A 23,171-nucleotide genomic window follows, 5' to 3' on the forward strand; every position below is an offset into this window, starting at 1 on the left:
TATTGTTTTGTGAGTAGTAGTAAATGTCCGGGCTTAATCAAACTCCAGCGCTACCGGAATATTTTCCAATGCCTCCTCTGCTACCGTTTTAGCCGAAGGTTTTTCCAGACGAACTTTTGCAACCTGGCCCAGGGCACTATCAAAACGGGCAGAAAACTCTGCAGATATATTTTTTTCCTGAAGTGCCTGGCCAATAACATATTCGGTAGCGCGATTACGCAAAGCGGGTTTGAATACCTTGGCTACTGCAGTTAAGGGGATTTCATCAATGATCTCTATCCGCTTGGGTATCGCTGCACGTTCAGAAATCTGGGTGCGGCAGTAGTCGATAAGCTGCGCTTCCGTGGGAGGATTTTCGGACGGATATAGAGTGACATAGGCCACCGGAACCTCACCGGCATAGGCATCGGGCTGTCCCACGGCAACGGCCATAGCCACGGCGGGGTGACGGCTTAGTGGCTCTTCAATCAAGGCCGGATCTATATTGTGGCCGCCACGAATGATTAAATCCTTGGCTCGCCCGGTCAGATAAAGATTGCCATCGCCATCGACATATCCCATATCGCCAGTATTAAACCAACTGTGGTCAACCCAAGCCTTGGCGTTATCCTCTTCGGAGAGATAGCCTGAAAAAATATGTGGCCCCCGTGCTAGCACAATACCTACTTCACCGGTGTTACAGGTTCTCACTAGCCGGTTTCCATCCACTTCGGCAATTTTCATTTCCATGTAGGGGAGGCGGCGGCCGACGCTGCCTTCGGGTGCTTGCATATCTGTTGGGGGGCGGGCCAGCAGGCAGCTGGACTCTGTCATGCCATAGCCGTTGCTTACCGTCACATTGAATTTTTCCTCAAACGCACTCTTAAGCGCTGCGGGTAATGGCGAGGCCCCGCAGCCAACATCTGTCAGGCAGCTGATGTCATTGTCGCCCACAGGGATTTGCATCAAGATGCCGAGAATAGTGGGCACGGCACCAAAGCCCTGCACCCGGAAGCGGGCGACGTGATGCCACCAGTTGGGGAGCACATTGGGGGAGCGAAAACCTGATGGGGTCATTATAACAATCGTGCGGCCGGCGAGCAGAGTGCCAATGCCGGCGACCACAGTGCCGAAAATGTGAAACAGAGGAAGGCCACTGAGGGTAGCAAATCGCCCCTTACTGGATGTTGTGTCCACACTCAGTTGTGCGACAAACGCAATATTGCTGTGGGTCAGGCGTGCAATTTTAGGTCGCCCGGTTGTCCCTCCGGTGTGGAAGTAACTGGCAATTTCATCGCCTTGAATAGTTCGCCCACTAATTAAGCGGTCATTTGGCTGTTGGGCAATTGCCAATACAAAATTCTCTACCTTAATGCCGGAAGGCATGGATAGGGTACTAACCGGTTTTTTACTGATTAGTAGCAGTGCCTTCAAGGTTGGAACCTGCTCAATGACCTGCGCAACCTTTTCCCAAATCTCCTCACTGAGATCCTGCCCAAGGCTGACTAATACCTTGGCTTTGGTGGCATTCATGATCTCGGCGATATGCTCCGGTTCCAGCAATGGATTAATAGGACTGGCGATTCCTGCGGCTTGTCCTCCCCAGAGTGCGAAATGCGTTTCTGGAAGATTGGGTAATAGTAATGAAACCGTATCTGTCGAATTTATGCCGAGAGAATGGAGTAGATTGGCAGTTTGGTGAACTCTCTCGGATAGCTGTGAGTAGCTCACTGTCACACTTTCTTCAACTGGTACAGCGGTGGGAAGAAATTCGATGGCTGCATCTTGTTGGTAAAGACGGGCGGCCTGCCGAATTAAATCGTAGGTGTTTTCCCAGGGGTAACGTTGTAACAAAGGAACTTTTTCATATTCCTGGATTTCTGCAAGAGATTGCAGCATGGGACTGCCAGTGGAAGTGGACGTGATAGACATGGGGGCTTCTCTCACTATGGTTATTATGCTGATGACAATATCAAAAGTGAAATGAGCATTCCACTCTGCGGAATTCAATGGTAATGTTTTGTGCGTCGAGTGGTGATTTAAAAGCTAATTGATGGAAAATGGCGGGTAAATATATACACCTGCTATGTAAATACGCCATTAAGTAGAAAGTTGCGCCAATAGAGTTGGCTCGTTAACCGAGGACTTACTTCCGTGAGTCGGAAAAAGTCAGAATGGCGATGCTCAGATATCAATATCAGCCTGAAATTGTTTGTAGATAGGTTTACTTAAGACAAAGAGTAGGGCCCGCCGAGCCAGATCGAAAGTGAATTTATTCCGCTTGTATAAGGGAACTTCCGAATTTAGTACATGTTGATTGTGCAAGTTGGTGAAGGAAGTTAGCTGAAAAATCTCTGCCAATTGCACCCATATAAACAGGAGCAAGCGAATGAATATAGATTTTTCCCCAGAAGAATTAGCTTTTCAGCAGGAAGTTAAGCAATTCCTGCAAGAGAAGCTTCCGGCGGATATCAGTGAGAGGACACTGGATGAAATTCCCCTGGGAAAAGAGGACTATGAACGCTGGCAAAAGATCCTGTACGAACAGGGTTGGGCTGCGACTAACTGGCCAGTTGAATATGGGGGTACCGGTTGGACGCCAACACAAAAATACATTTGGGCCAATGAGTGTGCCAACTTCGGCGCGCCAGATGTAATTCCTTTCGGTTTTAAAATGGTTGCACCGGTTATCTTCACTTATGGTAGTGAAGAGCAAAAGCAGCGGTTTTTGCCGGATATCTTGGCAAGTAATGTTTGGTGGTGCCAAGGATATTCGGAGCCAAATGCGGGCTCTGATTTGGCGTCGTTAAAAACCACAGCAGTGCGAGATGGCGATGAGTATATCGTTAATGGTACCAAAACCTGGACGACTCTGGGACACTGGGCCGATTGGATTTTCTGCCTGGTTCGTACCGGAGGCCCCGAAGTCAAAAACCAGGCCGCAATCACTTTCCTGTTAATTGAAATGAACCACCCGGGCATTACTGTATCGCCCATTATGACTTTGGGTGGCCATCATGAAGTGAATGAAGTGCATTTTGATAATGTACGGGTACCAGTGGCCAACCGTATTGGCGAGGAAGGTCACGGCTGGACCTATGCCAAGGTACTGTTGACCCATGAACGCACGGGCATTGCACGGGTTGCCACTTCCAAAAAACGTTTACAGACTTTAAAAAAGCTGGCAGGTGATACTTGTGATGGTGACACCAGCCTCCTGGAAAATCCAGCCTTTGCGCAAAAGCTGGCAGAGGTTGAAATAGATCTTTTAGCTCTGGAGTTTACCGAGCTAAGAGCACTTGCGGCAGTGAGTACCGGTAATGCACCGGGGCCGGAATCCTCCATTTTGAAAATTAAAGGAACTGAAATCGCCCAGCTTATTGATGAACTTTACATGGAAACTGCGGGTTATTACGGAATGCCATTTGTCCGGGAGCAATTTAAAAGCGAATTTGATGGCGAGCACGTAGGCCCTGGAGTTATTACCAGCAGCGTGCCCCGTTACTTAAATAATCGTAAATCCTCGATTTATGGCGGCAGTAACGAAATTCAGAAAAATATTATCAGCAAGTGGGTACTTGGCCTGTAAACGCGACGTTTAATGAGGATTGGAACGATGGATTTTTCCTATAGCGAAGAGCAGCAGATGTTGCAAAGCAGTGTGTGCAAATTTATTCAACAGGATTATGACTTTGATCGTCGCAGTAAGTTAATAGACAGTGATACTGGGTTTAGTGAGGATAACTGGAAGTTATTTGCCGAGTTGGGCTGGCTAATGGTTCCATTTAGTGCAGAAGACGGTGGTCTGGGTGGTTCTGCTGTTGATCTGATGGTGGTGATGGAAGAGTTTGGTCGTGGTCTGGTGGTGGAACCCTTCCTGGCAAGTGCAGTTTTAAGTGGTGGGCTAATAGCAAACGGTGCCAACGAGGCGCAGAAGCGAGAGCTAATAAGCTTGTTGATGGAAGGCCAGTTGCAGCTGGCATTTGCATTTGCTGAGCCCCAGAGCCGTTTCAATCTTTCTGATATTACCACCAAAGCTGTAAGGAACGGAGACAGCTACGTAGTGAATGGCCACAAAGCCGTTGTTCTGAACGGTTCAGCCGCAGATAAACTATTGGTGGCAGTACGTACTAGCGGCGGCCAACATGATTGTGAAGGTATCACTTTATTATTGATAGATGCCAACACTGAGGGTGTTCACCGCCAGGGGTATGCCACTGTGGATGGGCACCGTGCGGCTGAGGTAAAGTTTAATAACGTCATGGTTCCTGTGGCAAACCGGGTCGGAGAGGAAGGGGCCGCTTTGCCAGTAATGGAACAGACAATTGATCGGGCCACACTGGCGCTGTGTGCCGAGGCAGTAGGGGCCATGGAGAAAATTTATAAAAAGACCGTGGAATACACAAAGACCCGGGAGCAGTTTGGCCTTGCCATTGGCAAGTTCCAGGCCTTGCAACACCGGATGGTGGATATGTTTACCGAATATGAGCAGGCCCGCTCTATTCTATTAATGGCAGCGTTACAGTTGGATGTGAATAATGGCGTTGCCCCTAAGGCAATTTCTGCAGCAAAAAGCCGCATTGGAAAAGCTGCCCGGTTAGTAGGCCAGGAAGCAATTCAGTTACATGGCGGTATAGGGGTTACAGAGGAGTTGGATGTAAGCCACTACTTTAAACGTTTAACCACAATCCAGTATTTGTTCGGTAGTACAGATTATCATACCCGCCGATTTGCCGGGCACTAGCGAGGCAGGCAGCTGTGAGGTGATGAGTTGTTCCCCAGGTTGGTTGCATTGCGCTACTAACCTGGGGTCAAGTTATCTAGTAGCGGATCAGCATGGCCTCTATATTACCGACCATATTCTTCAATAAGGGGGCGACTTCTTCTTTCAGGAATTCTGGACTCAGGCGGTAAGCAGGTCCGCCAGCGTTAAATGTATAAATGCGCCCCTGGCTTAATTGTAGGGGGACAGCAATACCATTAACATCGCGGTTCCAGTCGCCAAAGGAGCAACAAAAGCCGCGCTGCTTATAGCTTGCTACCGCTTCTTCAATTCCAACCTTGATTTTCGGCCAGCGCTCGCTATTCCTTTTCTCCAGGTGTCCATAAAAGTACTCGCGCTCCTCTTGTGGTAGTGCTGCCAGGAAAGCCCGTCCTGAACCACTAGTAGCTAGAGGTACACGGTTACCTATTTCGTAGCGAAAAGTCGTAACATTAGCAGCTGCACAAAACTCGACAAATATCATATCGAGTCGATCACGGTCAGACAGTCCTACCGCAGTTCCTGTGGAGTTTGCAAGGTCTTGCATAAGGGGCTTGGCAACCTGGCGAATAGCCAGATTAGAGACGAAAGAGTAACCAAGTGCTAGTACGCCGCTTCCTAATTGGTATTTTTCCAGTCGATCCGAGTAGGTCAAATAACCTAATTTTGTCAGAGTGTAGGTTAGCCGTGAAATACTGGAGCGAGGCAAGCCGGTGCGTTGGGCGATTTCAAGGTTACCCAGAAAGCCATCACCAGGTTGAAATGCCCGCAGTACATCCAGTCCTCGGGCGAGGGCTTCAATAAACTTGCGATCGGGTTCTGCGCTTTTCTTTCTTGGAAGATCACTCAACGGAGCCATGGTCTTAAATCCTGCTTCTATAGTAGCAAGTATACAAATTTTACTCCTGGATCTGAAGTTAGATACTTAGCCTCGAAGAGAAATTTAGGCCTGTGAAGGGTGTTTGGATAATAATGAGCGGTAACGAAAATTGTGGTTGTACTTGGGGGCCCAACAATGAGTCAAGATCAAGAGTATTCTGTAATACCGATATAGTTTAATTGTATTTTTTTTGCGGAATACCTATATATACATTCTATTTATCGTATTTTGCATAGTTGCTGCTTGCTTCAAAGATGAAATTAGTGTTTGAATTCGTTACCAGTTAACTTTTCCAATTTCGATCCCATTTAAAAAAGAATTTTAGATATGATAATAAGGCTTCTTGTTGGTATCGTAACGGCTTTGATTGCCAGCAATAATTGTTATGCCATAGATGATAGTATTGAAAAAGAAATAAAATCAGCTCTGGTGGAGCTGTCTAATAGTAACGGCTTAATTGGCTCACATTTTGTTGCAGTAGTTGATAAGAGCGGGCTTGATTTCTTTTATTCCTATTCTGAAGATGGCCCTAAAGTTACAGAAAACACGCCTATCTTAATTGCAAGTCACACAAAGTCTTTTACCAGTACTTTGATGGCTATCCTGCATAGCTCGGGCAAGTTGGATTTAGATAAACCCATATCATCTTATAAGCTCCAGTTGGGGCTTGAGGGAAAAGTTGATACCAATAAGGTCAGTATTCGGGATTTACTGACCCATACGGCAGGATTTACAAGTATTCAACATACCTTTAAGTCAGCTTTTTTAGGTTATTCCGGTCCAGAGGAGCTAGTTCACTCATTAAGTGAGAATCTACTGATAGCGCCAGATTATAATTTTAGGTATTCAAATACGGGCCCGATAGTCGCCTCGATGATTGCAGAGAATGTCACTGGAAAAACTTGGGGAGAGCTAATAAAGGAGTATATTGCCGACCCGCTGGATATGAATGCGACAACGAACAACATATCCAAGGCGAGGGCAATTCTCCCATCTTTCATCACATCTAGCGATGGCAATATCTTTAGCTCAGGGCATTTCAAGTCTGACCTTACGATGCATCCCTCAGGAGGGTTGATTTCGACAGTAAATGATTTGGCGGTATGGCTTCAGGTAAACATAAACAAAGATAAGTTAAATTTATCTAAAAGTGATATCTTTGATGAACTTCATGAAAAGCAGGTAGGCCAATCTAAAACCTATTTCACCTATGAGCGATCTGGATACACTTTGGGGTGGGATTTGGCTGAGTATAATCAAGAGACGCTTTTGACGAGGTTTGGAAACTATGGTGGATATAGCATTCATGTATCATTTATGCCAGAAAGAGAGATTGGTGTAATTACATTCACTAATCAGGATGTGGCTTATATCTTACCCCATGTAATGGCAAACTATACTTATAACTCAATTTTAAATAAGAGAAATAGGAATACATTATTTGAGCAAGAGATGAATCGACTGAAGAAGTCTGTTCGACGTGAGCTATTGGAAGCTCCAGATTCTGCCTTGATTGTCAGCTCCGATGATTTTCCAGATAACTTGCTTGGCACTTTTTCCAATAGTAGCGGTTGGCCGGAGCAAAAACTCTATATTGACAATGGTAAAGTAATGGTAGATTGGGGGGTTCTTAACGGACCTTTATTGAAAGATGGTAAAAAGTATAGGGCACATTTAGGGGCTCTTCATAGAGGTATTTCTTTTTATATTCAGGATGGAGGCGCTGTCAATTCTCAGAATGGATCTATCGAATTTATTAAAAAATAGGCGAGGTTCACGAGAGAAATATTCTTTGATGTTGTTGAATATCCCTGTGTGGTATTTAGGGTTGCTAAAAGTGCAGACTGGGAAGAAGTTGAGAAAAGTTTTAATCTCTTAATAGTGGGTAAGTACATATTTTGATTGTGGAAGTCATTGATAAAACAAATTAGCTTATCGCCCAGCCAGATGAAAATCGTTCCAAGACTAGAAAATCTAATTGTTGATCTATGCACCTTCAATCCACTTCGGCTTTCCTGGTGCAATAGGTGCGAAACGATATAATACCCAGCTATCCCTTGGATCCAAGTAAATGTCTTAGAGGAAAGAAAGTAACTGATTTTATCCTCTTGGCTAAGAGTAGGATGCTTCCTTGATCTGTTCAATCAAGGCACTTAAAATATGCATACTCTAATAGAGATTCGTGATCTACTAAAAATAACGCTCTATAGTGATTAGTAGTGATCTTTGAAGAGGTGGGGAATATAGCTCGATTGAATTAGTTCAGACCTGGCGCCTCTTTTATTTCAATACCAATGTGTTAAATTTAGTCTGAACTAATCCAAGAAGTAATATTTTTAGTCAGTTATCATCTCATTTCAAGCAAGTTGGATCAGCCGTTTCAAAGATATTATCCAGCCAGACATTACTGCCAGTGCAATCAGGGTCAAAGACATCCTTTAGATCAACTTCACTGTTGCCAAGTGATGTGTTACCAACAATTTCGTTGTTTTCATCAGATTCCAGCAGTATTACTATGCCTGCACTTCCAGGAATTACAAATCCATTTTTTGTCACTAAATTATTAGATACAAGGTTATTTGATGCCCCAAAGATTTCTATACCGTTGCGACCATTTTCTGTAACAGTATTGGAGTTAACCACAGCATTATCATCCTCGATACTAATACCCTCATCATTGCCTCTCACAAAATTTGCGGTAATTATCGCATTTAGTGCCTCTATATCAATGCCATCATCTCCATTTCCATCAACATAATTAAAGTTTACTGTTGCAAAATCGCCATCAATTTCAATTCCCTCATCCCCTACACCAATTACTCTATTTTCTGTGGCCGTATTGTTTTTTCCATCTAGAGAGATTCCCTCTCCTTGAGTAACCCCTAGCCCCAAGACTACTGATCTGGAAACAATGTTGTTGTTACTTTCCAAAGTAACACCTTCAAATAAAGCGGCATGAATTTCCGTCTCTATGATGGAGTGAGATCCTCTACCTCTCGCAATCACGCCGTTTGGGCAATCATTAATCTGCCCACCTACTAAACGTGCGGCAAAACCTTCAAGAGCGATTCCCACTTCCCCCTCACCGGCATTAAAGGAGCAGGTAAGTTGTTTGTTTCCCATTGTCAAGCTGCCTGAAGGCCCTTCAATAGTTAACGCTACTGGTTTTTCGGGTGATAAATGACAATTCAGGTCCTGCAGAAGAAACTTCGGTGTTGATATGATGTCGCCACATTCTACCGCTAAAGAATTAAAAGAAATAAATATACTAAAAATGAAAGCTACAAAAGTTAAAGTGCGCTTTAAGAGGGTCAATCTATTCATCATGGTGCCTTTAAAAATCTATTTAGTGTTAAATAAATAATGATATTTTCAGTTTTCGCTAAAAACTGCCTCATTTAAATCTGCCGTTTTGTGAAATGTTTAAAAATTTGGCGAAAAATCACTTTTGCAAGGTTTTTTTAGGGAAATGCCCACGTTATAGGTTGTGATCGGTGGTTGAGAAAATCTTGAAAAAAGATATTCCCCTTTGCATATTAATTTGTCATATTAACACTCAATTTTTTACCGGGTTTAAGATGTTTATTTTTGCTTATGTTCTAATGTGGGCCTCCATTAAGGTTCGTTATTGAATAATCAGGTTCTAGACATCTTCTAAAGTCTCTTTGTTAGTCCAGCTGATAGTGCGCCCTGGAAATTTATACATTACACTTGGGTTAAGTGAAGTTTTCTTTCAGCGTTTAACTGTAGATCTTAAACTCTTTTGTATATTTTTCTTAATATAAAATTGAAGTGATTCGACTGTTTAATAGCATGGCCTGTTCTGAATGGTTGAATTTGGTGCTGGATTCGGTTGTGATGCTGTTGGTTCAAATTAAGTATCTATTTTTTGAGTGATTAATTTTTGTAGGCTTCTCGGCGAAAGTTATCCTTTGAGGAGTGGTTATCAATTGATTGATGTATGGTCTATGTTGAAACTAACTCAATTCTAATTTTGATTGATTAGAATTAATGACAGGTAAAATTGATTGGATATATTTAGCTTTGTTATGAAGATTTCAGTAATATTTCAGTACTAAATGCACTTCACTTGGCCAATTTATTCATTGGTTTTAATGTAAATAAGTGCGTGTGATTCTAGGTGGAGCTGATAAAAACTATCTTAAATAATTCATTAGCAGTAATATCTCATTACTGAAGGTATCCTAATAAAGAAGCTACTTACCTGATTAGATAAGTAGCTTCCGAAAAGTGAATATCAGTAGGCTAAGTTTTCTGACTTATTGCGCTGACTCAGAATCGTTCACCCACTTGGGGTTTCCGGGAGCTATAGGGGCAAATCTATATAACTCCCAGCCACCCCTTGGGTCCAAATTAAATGGGTTTGCAGTGCCGAGCCACATAAACCTGGGGTGATTGATCATTGTGCGGAAACCAGAGTTCCCGGAATTGCCAACGCCATTAAAGGTGGCTGGAATAGCTCTACGATTTGGTGAAAAGAAGCGGTAGAGCTTGCCGCCAGAAGTCTTGGGATTTGATAGCGCATCTTCCAAGAACATGAGTAGCTCCGCGGGAAGCTCATTGGCAGGATCGGTTCCACTTTCAATCAGGCCAGCAAACTGCCGACTCACATCCAGGGTTCCCAGATACATATCGCTGCCCGTTACCCCAAGGCGCCAAGTATAGACATTAAATGGCCACCCCAAACCGGCTCTGCCTAATTGGGGCAGGCCTGCCAGAGTATTCTTGTCAACAAACATATTCCTGTCTGGATCCCAAACCTGAACATCCTTGTATCCGTAGAGCACTTCAATTTTTGGTTTCCGTTTCTTTTTACCAAATCGATCTCCGCGGAATACCGTTGTTGCCCTATGGGTTGCGATGATAGTTTCCAGCTCTCCAATTGGATTGTTCCAGGTTTCCCCGTAAGCGAGGACATGCGCCCTAAAGCCTCCCAGCGGGATATTAATCGTGCCCCAGTAGAGCTTGCCGCGCCAGGAGGTAATATCACCGCCAGCATACACACCTGCGGAAACAAGGTCTGGTTCGTACTCGGTAATGTTCCAGACTTCCTTCCACTCTTTGGCATTTTCCGGCAGGAATCCACCCTCCGGAATTTTGGGGCTCATTACAATGCCGGAGTAGGCACGGATTTGTCCCGTCTGAGCGTCGCCAGTTGGCCAGGTAGAGAAAAACAGGCGACCATCATGTACGGTGAAATTAGCCGGATTGCTTTGCATTGTACCCACGACCTCAAACCTGAATGGATGATGGATATTGCCCATCCAGCGTAAAACCTCCCCTGTACCACCGAGAGATTCTTGCACAGCCACACCGGTATATAGAACGCCCTCATAGTTAAGGAACTTGCGGATATTGGAGTATTGGGGGAACCGCTTGGAGCCAAGGTAGCGTCCCGTGCTCGCCTGCCAGGCCATCATGATGATGCTGTTGCCGCCGCCTTCACCGGCGATTCCCTCCTGAACCCCACCGGGACCGGCGAGAAATACTACGTCATCGGCATAACCGCCGGAGCGGAAGCCCAGCGTATCCTGTAGCAGGGGATCGTAAGTAGGGGTTATTTCCGTTACCTCAAGCGTACAGGTATCCATGCGATAGGCCATTGGAGCACGCCAATCACCAAGATTTTTAAGATTCGGATTCTCTTGGGCGAGTATTCCCTCTGCAAACTCACAAACCCAGCCCTGGTTGGGAGCAAAGATAGGCGTCAATACGGCATTTGGAGAGGCCTGTGCAGTACAAGGGACATTTGCTCCTGTGCCCCAATAGAGGAAACGGGGTGACTCAGCCATACCCCAGATCTGGGCGCCGTTGCGTTTTGGTTCACCCGCGGAGCAGACGCCATCAACCAGCTCGGGGTAGGGTTCACCAACGCCATTAAAGCACTCATCCACTGGGGCTTTGAACAGCTTATCGAACCGGGGTTTAACCCTTTTACAATGCTTGCCAGGGTGCCCCAAGGATTCTTCGCCGTTTCCGCTCCATTGTGCGTTGGCACTGGGTGCAACCAGTGTCGCCAGAAATATTGAGAGTGCAAAACAAGATGTGACTTTCATAAGCATCCCTTCCTCTACTACAGACCGCTATGGCGTGTGATACTACGGGTCAAAAGGCAGGTTTGAGTAGAATATGCCAATCCACATGGGAGAGTAATATTCCCTAAAAAGTAGAGATTAGGATGTCACTAGAGGCAAGAATATTGGCTAGATTATTTCGTCCTCAATAGTACCAGTCAGATTGATATTTGAGATAGCAGGATACTATAGCGATGATGCGCTTGTTAAAATTTTGTTACTTAATGAGGTGATCGCCAATTCTAGTGTGGGGCTTGCCGACCCTTCTTAAGGCGGCTAGTACAATAGGTTGGTGTGTTATCAAATGGGGAAGGTTGTATTAGATGCTTTATAAATTTAATTTGGCGTAACGGGAAGAGTAAGAGGTATGGTATTGGCTGCCCCTTAAATTCTTAGTATATTTTTAATCCATCTAAAAACTGGTTTCCACTAGATAAAATGAAAGAAGAAACTGCATTCTTTGTAGGCAAATCGCTGGCTTCTTGGGATGAGGCCGGCTCCATTCATTGGGAAGTCAATAAGCAGCTGCTCGAACAAGTCTCAGACTCTAAATTTAATGCTTTGGAGAAGGATTTCGATACATTAGTAAGTGGTTATGATATTTGCGGAAAATCAGTGGTACAAATTTGCTGCAACAATGCAAAAGATCTGATATCCATAAAAAAGAAAGGAGCTGGCCGCTGCGTCGGTATTGATGGATCTCAAGCCTTTGTCGATCAAGCCAAGCTTCTGGCAAAAGCCGCGGGATATCCAGGTATGGAGATTGTATGTTCTAACATCTACGAGTTACCAGAAAAGCATATTGGTCAATTTGACTTTGCAGTTATTACCATTGGCGTACTCAACTGGATGCCGGACCTAAAGCGATTTATGCGTATTTGTGCTTCGCTGCTGAAGCCAGGCGGCTATCTTTTGATGGAGGAGATTCATCCTGTTTTGAATATGTATGAAGAAGGTAACCCTTCACAAATTGCGATGTCATACTTTAATCGAGAGCCACAGCGGGATGATCAAGGGTTGGATTATTTTAGTGGTAGGAAGTATCAGGCAAAAGAAAATTATAATTTTCACCATACATTGGCCGATGTGCTGATGGCAGCAATTGCTTGTAATCTATCATTGAAAAACTATATAGAGCTGGGTAAGAATATTGGGAATTGGTGTGGAGATCTAGAGGAATCTGAGTTTGTGCCGCCTATGGCAATGCTGGCCAGCTGGCAGAAGCAATTCTAAATGACAAAACCGTGGCTATTGGAGCCTTATTGTTAATTACTAAGGAAAGCGAATGTATCAGTTGTTTATAGCAAATAAAAACTATTCATCATGGTCACTGCGGCCCTGGTTGTTAATGCACCACCTGGAAATTCCCTTTAATGAGCAGTTGGCGACTTTTGAAGAGGGGGGAAGCTGGGAGAAATTCCATAGTTTTTCCCCTACTGGATTGGTGCCCTGTTTGATTGATGGCGATATTACCGTTTGGGATTCCTTTGCCATAGTGGAGTATGTTGCAGAAGATTTTCCGCAGGTTTGGCCCATCGATAGACTGGCAAGAAGCTGGGCACGGAGTGCTTGCGCTGAGATGCACTCTGGTTTTTCGGTTTTAAGGAACATCTGCGCTATGAATTGTGGTTTGATTGTGGAGCTGGTTGAGATTCCACCGCAACTACAGAAAGATATTAGTCGCATTGATGAGCTTTGGCAGGAAGGCTTGCAGCGATTTGGTGGGCCTTTCCTTACCGGGGGAGAATTTACAGCGGTGGACGCCTTCTTTGCGCCAGTTGCTATCCGCGCACAGAACTATGGGTTGCCATTTAGTAATGCAGCTAAACAGTATATTGATCAGTTGCTAAGTTTACCTTCTATGAAAAAATGGATCTCAGATGCGCTGCAGGAGCCCTGGAGAGAAATGCTGCATGAGGAAGAGGCTCGAAATATGGGTGTTGTGATTGAGGACTTGCGTAGCTAATAGTTATTTTTAATATTGATGTAGCATGTCACAAGCGTGATTACAGCTAAAGTCGCGTTTGTGACTGTTAAGGAAGTTTTTTTACTCAAATAGAAAGTCTTTTTCGTGGTTGTTTTACGCATTTGGGGCTTCGGGTGAGAAACACATTATTCGCCCAGTTGTTTGAAGAATCTCATACCTCTGATTCGAATGGGTCATAAAGATCAAAGATGGTATGAGCTAGCACTACATTTTTATTATCAGTGGCTCCTTATTCCGATGAAAAATTGTGGGATATTTAGTTTTTCTTTTTAGAGTTATTTAAATGTTGATTTGAGATTTAATGCTCGATTTTTAATTCATTCACTTATATCGATCATTGAATCTTTGAACTGGGATTGTTTTGCCTGGTAAGGCTTCTTCACTTTTAATAAATATTAAGACCCTGCACTTTAATGGCGGAAGTAACTTCTTTAACAGTGTGTTATGTACAGTGTGTATAAATCTTCTTGAATTAACCTCTCTAAGGCCCGGGGGTGCGATTCGCTGTGTAATCAGGAGATATCAGGCCTGCTTCTTCCTTCTTTGAGAGGGAGCTGAGGCTTTGTACTGACATTTGATGGGTACAAAGAAGGCCTGAGGCTTCTTTGGTAGATAACGGATCAGCTATCTGACCATAAAGTCATACTTTTGATGCATTATAAACTATTCACTTAAAAAGTCGTTATCAAGAAAGCAGACGGAGTACTTGCCTGGGCGGCGTTTCATAGGTTGATCAGGTGTTGGAGGTTGTCGTGGAAATCTCTCTGTTTACCGCAGCTTCAGGCATCTGAGGCGGTAAAGTTGGCCTGGGTGGGGCATCTGGGGTTAAACTCTCGACCTTAAAACTATTACAAAACTCTATCTTAGAGGAGATAGCAAATGCGTCAGACAATGATCGCACTAGCCGTAGCCGCATCCCTGGCGGTTGTGGGCGGTTGTGGTGAAAAGGCAAAGCAGGCTGAGGTAGCTAAAGACACTGTGAAAGCTGAAGAGTCCATGGCTGTAACTCCAGAGCACGCCAGTAACATGCTTCTTGCTGAGTGGACTGGTCCCTACGGTGGTGTACCTGCGTTTGACAAGATGAACCTGAAAGATCTCAAGCCCGCGATTGAGAAGGGCATTGAGATCAATTTGGCTGAACTTGAGGCCATTGCTGCCAACCCAGCCAAGCCCACCTTTGCCAATACTATCGTGCCGATGGAGCGCGGCGGCGCCGAATTGGGCCGTGCTACTGCTTACTACGGAATCTGGGCAGCTAATATGTCCTCTCCAGAGTTTCGTAAGGTCCAACAGGAGTTGGCACCTCTGTGGGCTGATTACGAGTCCAAAATTTACCAGAATGAAGCTCTGTTTAATCGTATCAAGGCCATCTACGACCAGCGTAACTCGATGGATCTGGATGCTGAACAAAAACGTGTTGTTGAGCTGATCTATACCCAGTTCTCTACTAACGGTGCCACGGTGCAAGGTGAAGCCAAGGAGCGCTATGCTGAGATCAATAAGCGCCTGGCCGAGCTTTACACCAAGTTTTCCAACAACGTGCTGGCGGATGAGGAAGGCTACGATATCTTCCTGACCAAAGATCAGTTGGCCGGCCTGCCGGAGTCCTTTGTTGCAGCTGCCGCAGCGCTGGCAGAAGAGAAAGGCGAGAAGGGTAAGTACGCTATTACCAATTCCCGCTCCTCTATGGACCCATTCCTGACTTACTCCGATGATCGCGAGCTGCGAAAGCAAGTATGGACCAACTACTACAGCCGTGGCGACAATGGCGATCAGCACGATAACAACGCCATCATCGCTGAAATCCTGAAGCTGCGTGATGAGCGAGTAGGCCTGCAGGGCTTCGATAACTACGCTCAATGGCGTCTGCAGGACCGTATGGCGAAGACTCCTGAGCGCGCTATGGAGCTGATGGAGGCAGTATGGCCAGCAGCAGTTGCCCGAGTGAAAGAAGAAGTGGCTGATATGCAGGCCGTAGCCGATGCCGAAAAAGCCAATATCACCATTGAGCCCTGGGACTACCGCTACTACGCGGAGAAGGTTCGTAAAGCCAAGTATGACCTGAACTCTGATGAAGTGAAGCAGTACCTGCAACTGGACAACTTGCGCGAAGCTATGTTCTACGTGGCTGGTGAGTTGTTTAACTTCAAATTCACCCCGGTAAAAGAAGGCTCAGTGCCGGTATTCCATGAAGACGTTAAAGTCTGGGAAGTGAACGATAAGACCAGTGGCGAGCATATCGGCCTCTGGTATCTGGACCCATTCGCTCGCGCAGGTAAGCGCTCCGGTGCCTGGGCTACTATGTATCGTGACCACTCCACCTTTGATGGCAAGAAGAATGTACTGTCGTCCAACAACTCCAACTTTATCAAAGGCGCACCCGGCGAGCCTGTACTGGTAAGTTGGGATGATGCAGAGACGTTCTTCCATGAGTTTGGCCACGCGCTGCACTTCCTCGCATCCAATGTGACCTACCCAACCTTGAACAGCGGTGTACGTGACTACACCGAGTTCCAGTCTCAGCTGTTGGAGCGCTGGCTGTCCACCGATGCGGTAATCGACAACTACCTGGTGCACTACAAAACTGGCGAGCCGATCCCTGCTGATCTGGTAGCCAAGATCAAGAAAGCAGCCAAATTCAACCAGGGCTTCGCCACTACTGAGTACCTGGCTTCTGCCTTGATTGATATGAAGTTCCACACCGCTAATCCTGAAGGTATCGACCCCGACAAGTTTGAGCGTGAAACACTGGACAAACTGGGTATGCCGAAGGAGCTGGTAATGCGCCACCGCACGCCGCACTTTGGTCATATCTTCTCTGGTGAGGGTTACTCCGCCGGTTACTATGGCTACATGTGGGCTGATGTACTGACCTCTGATGCGTCTGAGGCGTTTGCTGAATCTAAAGGTGGTTTTTACGACAAGGGCGTTGCTGCCAAGCTGGTTGAACACCTGTTTGCACCGCGTAACGCTGTGGACCCCGCAGATGCTTATCGCGCTTTCCGTGGCCGTGACGCCAATATCGAAGCGTTGATGCGTGATCGTGGTTTCCCGGTACCAAAGAAAAAGGAAGGCTGAGAACTTAGTTTCAATAGCTCGTTCACGAAAAAGCCGCATCTTTTGATGCGGCTTTTTTATATGTGGCATATGGAAATATTTGACTCGCAAATAAATAATTCGTAAGCCAATAAGGGGGGCGTGAGTTTATATGCAAGCCTGAACGGGATATTAAAATTCAGGAGTTAAGCAGCAGTTTTTTCGGGCCCTCCAGCAGGCTCTGTGAATCTAGCACTTGTGCTCCTATAGTAGTTGAGCCATGAGTTGAGCCATGGTGAAATAATTTTGTTTTAACAATATAAGTTGACCAAACGTATGGCCAGGGTATAACAAGTAGGTCGGCAATAATCCCGATTGTATTGGATCATATGCGTCCTGCTGCTATAGGGCCAATCTTTCCAGCTGACCAGAGTTTCAGGCCAGCTGTCAGCTGCCAGCATCCAGGTTGTTTTATAAGTTGATTGTATAAATAGCAGGAGAGGTATTATATCTATTGTAATTTAGATGCTTCTGTTGTCATGAATTTAACTAATATTGTTGAAGCGAAAGCTAATGCTGCTGGAAATGGCAGATGAAAAATATGGCTAGGATAAAATATATCCGGCTTAGCTCGGAGTTTCCTTTGATCCCTTCTTTCGAGCTGCAAGTACAACCGGTGATATCAAGGCTGTAATAATAACAAAAATAAATAGATTGCCGCTCATAATATTGAAAACTTGATTGATTTCATCGATGGTCATGTTTTGTATGTAGTAACCAAAACCATACTCAAACAAAAATGTGAGAAAAGCCCAAAGTGAACCAAGTATCAAGCAGGTAATTATAGAGTCTAATTGGAAATATTTTACAGTCTTGTAGGCTATTGCAAATACAAGCGCTGATAGAGTCAATCCACTTATTGGTAAAGATAGTTTCTCTCCCAAATATGGGTTTAAAATACTCTCCCTAAAGAATCCATTTGCAATTGCAGCCATAACCATGACAATCCAAGCAGTAGTGGCTTTAATGAGGAACATGGCTTGACGCATTGTGTGCTATTATATCGCAGGATTCTTAAAGAGAAACTATATTATTGAATGCTTGTTTGAGCAATAGTTTTATCTGGTTCAATTTGAAAACGTTTCTTCTGAAGTAAAATAGATAAACTATCCTTAATTCCACACTTTTTAGTAAAAATATATATTCTTGATGTCAACGATATTGGCTTGAGCTCTTCCAGTGAAAAAGACCTTGAATCTATGGTTTTCTGATGGTATGGGTTTCAACTTGGCTGTTTAATTCTATATAGAGCTTAAGCATGTCCTTGTGTTGCAAGTCATTTTCAAAAATTGGCTGATCATAATTATTTAGGAAATAATCCCTGATGACAGCTTCCACTCTAAAGCCGTGGCGCTGATAGAAAGTTAACTGATAGCCAAAAGTGCCTGTGCCGAGTTCAACTCTATGGATTCCTTTTGAGGTTAGTTCCGAAAGTGAGAATTCCAGGAGCTTAGTGCCAATTCCTTGTTTTTGTTTCTCTGGGGAAATAGAAATATTGAAAATCTCTGCAATGAATTTATCAACTCTATTTGCAACGCAAATGCCTTTAATATGGTTAGTGTCAATGGCTGCAAAGCACCAGGAACCTGGCAGATAGGAGCGTATATGTTTTTTGGATGGGTCGGCCTCAAGTAAAAGTGAGAGGGGGGCATCCTTTTCTGGTATTTGAGTATATTCAATCGTATTTTGATACTGCATATTGTCATATCGTGCGCTAGGGTATGTTATCGTTGTCAATGCTTGAAGAGGCTCCCCTTTCCCAGTAATTTTTTTTGCTGGATCTTTTTTTGGCAAAGTTACTTATCAAGTTCGACAACTTTGCCAGCATTAACGATTTCCTTATAAAAGGGGGGTAGGGTTAGGCCAGTTTCTACAGCTTGCTGCAAAGCTGCTTCGTCATTTTTTACTTTTTGGAGTTTACTGCTTATGGCGTTCAATTGCTGTAAGGGTACGACAATAACTCCAGCTCGGTCTGCAATAATAATGTCACCTGAGCAGATATGGGTTGAATCAAGATTTACAGGGAGGCCAGCTGATGCCGGGCCGTTTCTAGCTGGTGAATTCGGTGTAACCCCTTTGCAAAACACAGGAAGTGAAAGACGTTCTATTCCTTCTAAATCTCGAACCAACCCATCGGTGACAAATCCTATCACCCCTTTGTTTTTCATCATGCCCAGTACTAAATCGCCGATTACCGCTGTTTGAGTAAATGAATCTGTTGAGGCAACCACTATGTCACCAGGTTGCGCTACGTCGAGCGCTCCCAGAACACCAAGATTGTCCGCAGGGCCACATTCGCAGGTGACCGCTATACCGACTATTGAGGAGTCCATTGGTAATATCGGTTTAATAGCATGGTGTAGAGATCCGCGACCATCCATACAGTCGACAATAAATTCTGTTGGCGTATTGCGTAACACATTTATGTCGGCCTGAGATGGGCGGGTAAAGTTACGGTGTAGCTTGAGGGTTGGGCTGTCTTCTATCATGGAAAACGCAGCTATTTAGGATTGATAAGCAAAGATATAAGTACATCAATACCAAAGTGTCAAATTACTTAATTTGTTCCTTCCACCCCTGGGAAAGCTAGTAGTAGCATCGTAAAGGGTTGGCAGTGTGAAGCATTGGATCTGTGATTAATAATTGGGAGTAAAGCTAATATGCTTATCAAGTACTTAGCTCTTCTGGATGCACTCTTCGAGAAACTCTGGATTCGATCATCTTATTATTTCCGGCTTCAGTCAAAAGCCAGTTTCCATCTCTATCAATAGATATCAAGCTTAACGCTATAAATTGAACTCGTATAGAGAATAATACTTGTTGATCTACTTTGAAATCTGAGGCATTCAGTTTACTTGATGTGGATCTATTAAATTCAGTTGCAATGAAATTGCTTACTAAATTTTCATGTGGTGAGCGCGTCAAGTATGGTGAGATGATTGAGAATAATTTACTCCATGTAGTCTCTGTTTTCCAGGTTTTATCAAGTATTTCATAATTGATACTACTTGCGTTAACAGAGTAAGTTCCTGTTATATTAATAGAGTCATGCCAATCTGCTAAGTCGGATAATGGAATAATAAACGAGCTTCTATTTAGGTTTTCGAGTTGCAATTTGAGTGAATCATTTAGCTTTCTTAAATTGTTGAGTTCTATAAGTAAATCTGGTGAGGCTGTTAAATTAGCTCTAACCCATCCTGTAGAGGGGAATATTTTTATTGTTTTATTTAAGCTAAGGGCGACTTCGCCTGGTAACTGCCTTGGGTCTGACCAAAATCGAACCAGTCTCCCACTACTAACTTTTTCTCTAAATTTATTTAGCTTTCTCTCAAGCTCTTCACTTTTTTCAGTCTTTGCTCTGGGTAGTAATTCAGGGGAGTCATGTAATAGAGCAATAACTTTGATTCCTTTGCTAACAGCATAGTCAAATTCTTTCTCAGTATAGCTAAGACCGTTATCGGCTATTGATCCATAGCGACCACCAATTATAAGCAGGTAATAGTCACAATCATCTATAACTCTCTGAATGAACTCCCATTGTTCTTCGTCTGCTGCAGGAAATAGCTCCATTCCAGCAGGGATACAATCCATTTCCATTAGGGTCTGAAGAACTTTCTGTCTCTCTTCTTTTAAATCAACATAGGTTGAGCTGACAAAAACTTGATATCTTTTATCCATACTTTAGTGTACTCAGGCTTTTGAAAGATGTTTAAATAGATTTCTGATTAACGACTGTAAAAAAGGATGTAAACATTTTGCAAATGTATGAATATTTTATAAGAACCGAAATTTGTTGCTTAGAATTGCACTGTTTTTAGAGTGTAGGATCGGTTGGTGGTAGTAAAGATATTTAATATCGTGGCTGATCACTGGCTTTATATTCAAAGAACACACTGCAGTTTTATTGCAATTCTTGAGGGAGTAAAAAGCGGTTGTGGCATTTAGCACGATTTTTTCTTCCTTGTGTACTTACATTGAACATATTAAGGGGTTCAATGTATCCCCCAGATTTTATCATCAAATGGAAATCATTTGGAGACCAGCAAACTCTATCACTGTCAGCCATTTGTTAAAAGGTCCCATCTGAATATCCTGTAATCTGGTGGGCTATTTTCATCTGTTGATAATCTTTTGAAGGTGGTAAGTCAGCTTTTTCTTACAGACAAACTGTTATTGAGCTTTTTGATGTATGGCAAGATGGTTGCTATCTGCAATATGTCCAAAGTAATATCTAGATCTGATATTTGATAAAGTTAGTTGTTGATCACTTACCTTTAAATTCTGTTTTTAATAATTAGATTTATTTTTTGGGGGGGGATTAAAGTGGATTTTGATACTTTTGGTTTTATACAATCCAGGTAGGCTTTTATGAGATGGCCTGGCCGCTGAGTCAAAGACTAGGTAAGCCTGGAACCTGAAGTAGAAATGACCTGGGTATTCGAATTTAGAGCACCTAAGATTATACATGAAAACAAGTTTGCTCATTACGCTATAGCATTTGGCTTTTTTAGGTCGTTTGCGGGCTCTTCCTAAAATTCTTGAGTGCTTACTGTAACTTATTGCAAAGGTAGTTCTTCAAAAAAGTACTTTAAGCCACTGCTGTTAAGAAAAGCCCATTATTCTTATCAGAAAGTGGTTTTATAAACCCTTTCCCCCTCAACCCAGGTTTCCATTACTTTTGCTTTCCAGATTTCTTGAGGGTCTATCTCAAAGATATTCTTGTCCAGTAAAATAAAGTCTGCGAATTTTCCGGCTTCAAGGCTGCCAATCATTTTCTCCTGGTGGCTGGCATAGGCTGCGTGAAGGGTGAATGCACGTAGCGCCTGCTCCAGGGTCATTGCTTCCTCGGTGCGCCAACCATCAGTGGGATTTCCCTGGCGATCACGGCGGGTTACTGCTGCATGGAGTCCGAAAAGGGGATTGGCGGGCTCTACAGGGAAATCGGAGCCGGCAGCGATTGGTGTACCTTGATCTAATAGGGTTTGCCAGGCGTAAGCACCGATCAGGCGTTTCTCTCCCAAACGGTCACCAGCCATGTTTTTATCACTGGTGGCATGGGTGGGCTGCATCGAGGCAATCAGATTAAGCTGGGTAAAGCGAGGAATATCCTTCACTTCTATGACCTGTGCGTGCTCCACACGGTGGCGAAGCTGTTTCTGGCTTTCAGCCTTATCCAGTGTCTCCAGGTGATTGAGTACGATATGGTTGGCTCTATCGCCGATGGCATGGACATTCACTTGAAAATCGTTATCGGTAGCTAATTTAAGCAGAGAGAGCATTTTGGTTTCTGGGTAGAGTAGAAGCCCTTTTTCCGATGGACGATCGTGATAGGGTTCCAGTAGCGCTGCACCACGACTGCCCAAGGCACCATCGGCCGATAACTTAATACTGCGCATATACAGTCGATCTTCGGGGCCGCCGATATGGCCGGCTTTTAGCAATTTGGCATAGTTGTGGCTGTCTACTGACAACATAGGGTACATCCGCATGGGGATAGCACCTTCTTTAGATAGTTCTCTATAGGCGTTAAGAGTTTTCTCGTTAATACCTGCATCATGCACGCTGGTAAGGCCCAGAGAGAGCGCCTTGGCGAAGGCATTCTGTAGGGATTTCTTTTCTTGGGTGAGAGTGGGGGCTGGAATGGCCTTTTGTAAAAGACCCATTGCATTATCAATCAAGATGCCTGAAGGTTCGCCTTTGCTATTCCGCAGAATCTCACCGCCTTCCGGCGATTGGGTATTTTTATCTACGCCGGCGAGACGCAGCGCTTTGGCGTTGGCCCAACCGGCATGGCCATCTACCCGCCGTAGCCAGATCGGATGATCAATTTCCAGGGCATCCAATTGGTCGCTCGTGGGAAATTGTTTGCCTGGCCAGGTGACCTGATTCCAGCCTCTTCCTAGGAGCCACTCATTGGGCGCCAAGTGTTCGGCGTGGCGCTTGATGGACTTCAGGGCTTCCTCCAGTGATTGGTCGCGCAGGTCCAGCATAGTATTGAGCTGGCCCAGGCCCAACATATGGCCGTGGGCATCAATTAAACCGGGTAGTAGAGTTTTGCCATTGGCATCAATCTTGTCTGCATCAGGATACTTCTTATTCAGCTCGGTAATGCTGCCAGTTTCCAATACCTTCCCTTGATCGAAGGCCATGGCGCTGAACTGGATCAGGGCTTTATCGGTGGTTTGATAGCCTGAAAAATTGTGTATCACTGTTACAGCTTGGGCGCTGACAGACGAAGCGGCGAGGAGTGCTACAGCCAGAACGCGGGAAAGTCGCATAGTTGATAGCCTTTTTGTTTTAATTGTCAGCTATTCTATGGCGGCTTTAGCTCTTATGGAAAGGCAAACACGGGAAGCGGAATTTACTTCCCGT

Annotated in this window: 15 protein-coding genes; 6 read left to right on the forward strand and 9 right to left on the reverse strand. The window is 44.4% G+C overall.

The window, feature by feature from the left end:
- Positions 1 to 33 precede the first annotated feature (33 nt).
- A complete protein-coding gene (locus G367_RS24425; protein WP_083922809.1) occupies positions 34 to 1,911 on the reverse strand; it encodes an acyl-CoA synthetase in 1,878 nt (625 codons plus the stop codon).
- Positions 1,912 to 2,368: 457 nt separating this feature from the next.
- Here G367_RS24425 and G367_RS0119950 point away from each other — a divergent pair, with 457 nt between their 5' ends.
- Positions 2,369 to 3,568 carry an acyl-CoA dehydrogenase family protein gene (locus G367_RS0119950; protein ID WP_020414929.1) on the forward strand — a complete coding sequence of 400 codons (1,200 nt, stop codon included), beginning with the start codon at positions 2,369 to 2,371 and terminating at the stop codon, positions 3,566 to 3,568.
- Between the two features lie 27 nt (positions 3,569 to 3,595).
- The gene (locus G367_RS0119955; RefSeq protein WP_020414930.1) at positions 3,596 to 4,723 is read left to right on the forward strand and encodes an acyl-CoA dehydrogenase family protein; all 1,128 of its coding nucleotides are present in this window, start codon (positions 3,596 to 3,598) and stop codon (positions 4,721 to 4,723) included.
- 76 nt (positions 4,724 to 4,799) lie between these two features.
- Here the strand turns inward: G367_RS0119955 and G367_RS0119960 are convergent, their stop codons facing one another.
- Positions 4,800 to 5,600, reverse strand: coding sequence for an IclR family transcriptional regulator (locus tag G367_RS0119960; protein ID WP_020414931.1), 801 nt, complete (start codon positions 5,598 to 5,600; stop codon positions 4,800 to 4,802).
- A 348-nt stretch (positions 5,601 to 5,948) separates the two neighbouring features.
- Between G367_RS0119960 and G367_RS0119965 the strand changes: the two genes are divergently transcribed.
- Positions 5,949 to 7,388 carry a serine hydrolase domain-containing protein gene (locus G367_RS0119965; RefSeq protein ID WP_020414932.1) on the forward strand — a complete coding sequence of 480 codons (1,440 nt, stop codon included), beginning with the start codon at positions 5,949 to 5,951 and terminating at the stop codon, positions 7,386 to 7,388.
- A gap of 585 nt (positions 7,389 to 7,973) precedes the next feature.
- On the opposite strand, the gene G367_RS0119970 is transcribed toward G367_RS0119965, so the two are convergent.
- A complete protein-coding gene (locus G367_RS0119970; protein ID WP_169337141.1) occupies positions 7,974 to 8,945 on the reverse strand; it encodes a right-handed parallel beta-helix repeat-containing protein in 972 nt (323 codons plus the stop codon).
- A gap of 956 nt (positions 8,946 to 9,901) precedes the next feature.
- On the reverse strand, positions 9,902 to 11,698 hold the full coding sequence (locus tag G367_RS24430) for a hypothetical protein (RefSeq protein WP_020414935.1): 1,797 nt from the start codon (positions 11,696 to 11,698) through the stop codon (positions 9,902 to 9,904).
- 456 nt (positions 11,699 to 12,154) lie between these two features.
- Here G367_RS24430 and G367_RS0119985 point away from each other — a divergent pair, with 456 nt between their 5' ends.
- The 3 genes from G367_RS0119985 to G367_RS0119995 all read left to right on the forward strand — a co-directional run bounded on the left by G367_RS0119985 (position 12,155) and on the right by G367_RS0119995 (position 16,781).
- Positions 12,155 to 12,949: a class I SAM-dependent methyltransferase gene (locus G367_RS0119985; protein WP_020414936.1), complete on the forward strand. Its 795-nt coding sequence runs from the start codon at positions 12,155 to 12,157 to the stop codon at positions 12,947 to 12,949.
- Between the two features lie 52 nt (positions 12,950 to 13,001).
- A complete protein-coding gene (locus tag G367_RS0119990) occupies positions 13,002 to 13,682 on the forward strand; it encodes a glutathione S-transferase family protein (RefSeq protein WP_020414937.1) in 681 nt (226 codons plus the stop codon).
- Positions 13,683 to 14,582: 900 nt separating this feature from the next.
- Positions 14,583 to 16,781 (forward strand): M3 family metallopeptidase, encoded by a 2,199-nt coding sequence (locus G367_RS0119995; RefSeq protein WP_020414938.1) that lies wholly within the window; start codon positions 14,583 to 14,585, stop codon positions 16,779 to 16,781.
- A 584-nt stretch (positions 16,782 to 17,365) separates the two neighbouring features.
- On the opposite strand, the gene G367_RS0120000 is transcribed toward G367_RS0119995, so the two are convergent.
- The 5 genes from G367_RS0120000 to G367_RS0120020 all read right to left on the reverse strand — a co-directional run bounded on the left by G367_RS0120000 (position 17,366) and on the right by G367_RS0120020 (position 23,077).
- The gene (locus G367_RS0120000; protein ID WP_020414939.1) at positions 17,366 to 17,788 is read right to left on the reverse strand and encodes a hypothetical protein; all 423 of its coding nucleotides are present in this window, start codon (positions 17,786 to 17,788) and stop codon (positions 17,366 to 17,368) included.
- 208 nt (positions 17,789 to 17,996) lie between these two features.
- Complete coding sequence (locus G367_RS24435) at positions 17,997 to 18,593, reverse strand: GNAT family N-acetyltransferase (protein WP_245556725.1); 597 nt, start codon at positions 18,591 to 18,593, stop codon at positions 17,997 to 17,999.
- Between the two features lie 2 nt (positions 18,594 to 18,595).
- Positions 18,596 to 19,288: an RraA family protein gene (locus G367_RS0120010; protein ID WP_020414941.1), complete on the reverse strand. Its 693-nt coding sequence runs from the start codon at positions 19,286 to 19,288 to the stop codon at positions 18,596 to 18,598.
- Between the two features lie 178 nt (positions 19,289 to 19,466).
- Positions 19,467 to 20,477 carry a DUF4062 domain-containing protein gene (locus tag G367_RS0120015; protein WP_020414942.1) on the reverse strand — a complete coding sequence of 337 codons (1,011 nt, stop codon included), beginning with the start codon at positions 20,475 to 20,477 and terminating at the stop codon, positions 19,467 to 19,469.
- A gap of 947 nt (positions 20,478 to 21,424) precedes the next feature.
- Entirely contained in the window at positions 21,425 to 23,077 is a 1,653-nt protein-coding gene (locus G367_RS0120020) for an amidohydrolase (protein WP_020414943.1), read from the reverse strand.
- Positions 23,078 to 23,171 lie beyond the last annotated feature (94 nt).

This window comes from Microbulbifer variabilis ATCC 700307 (assembly GCF_000380565.1).
GTDB classification, from domain to species: Bacteria; Pseudomonadota; Gammaproteobacteria; order Pseudomonadales; family Cellvibrionaceae; genus Microbulbifer; species Microbulbifer variabilis.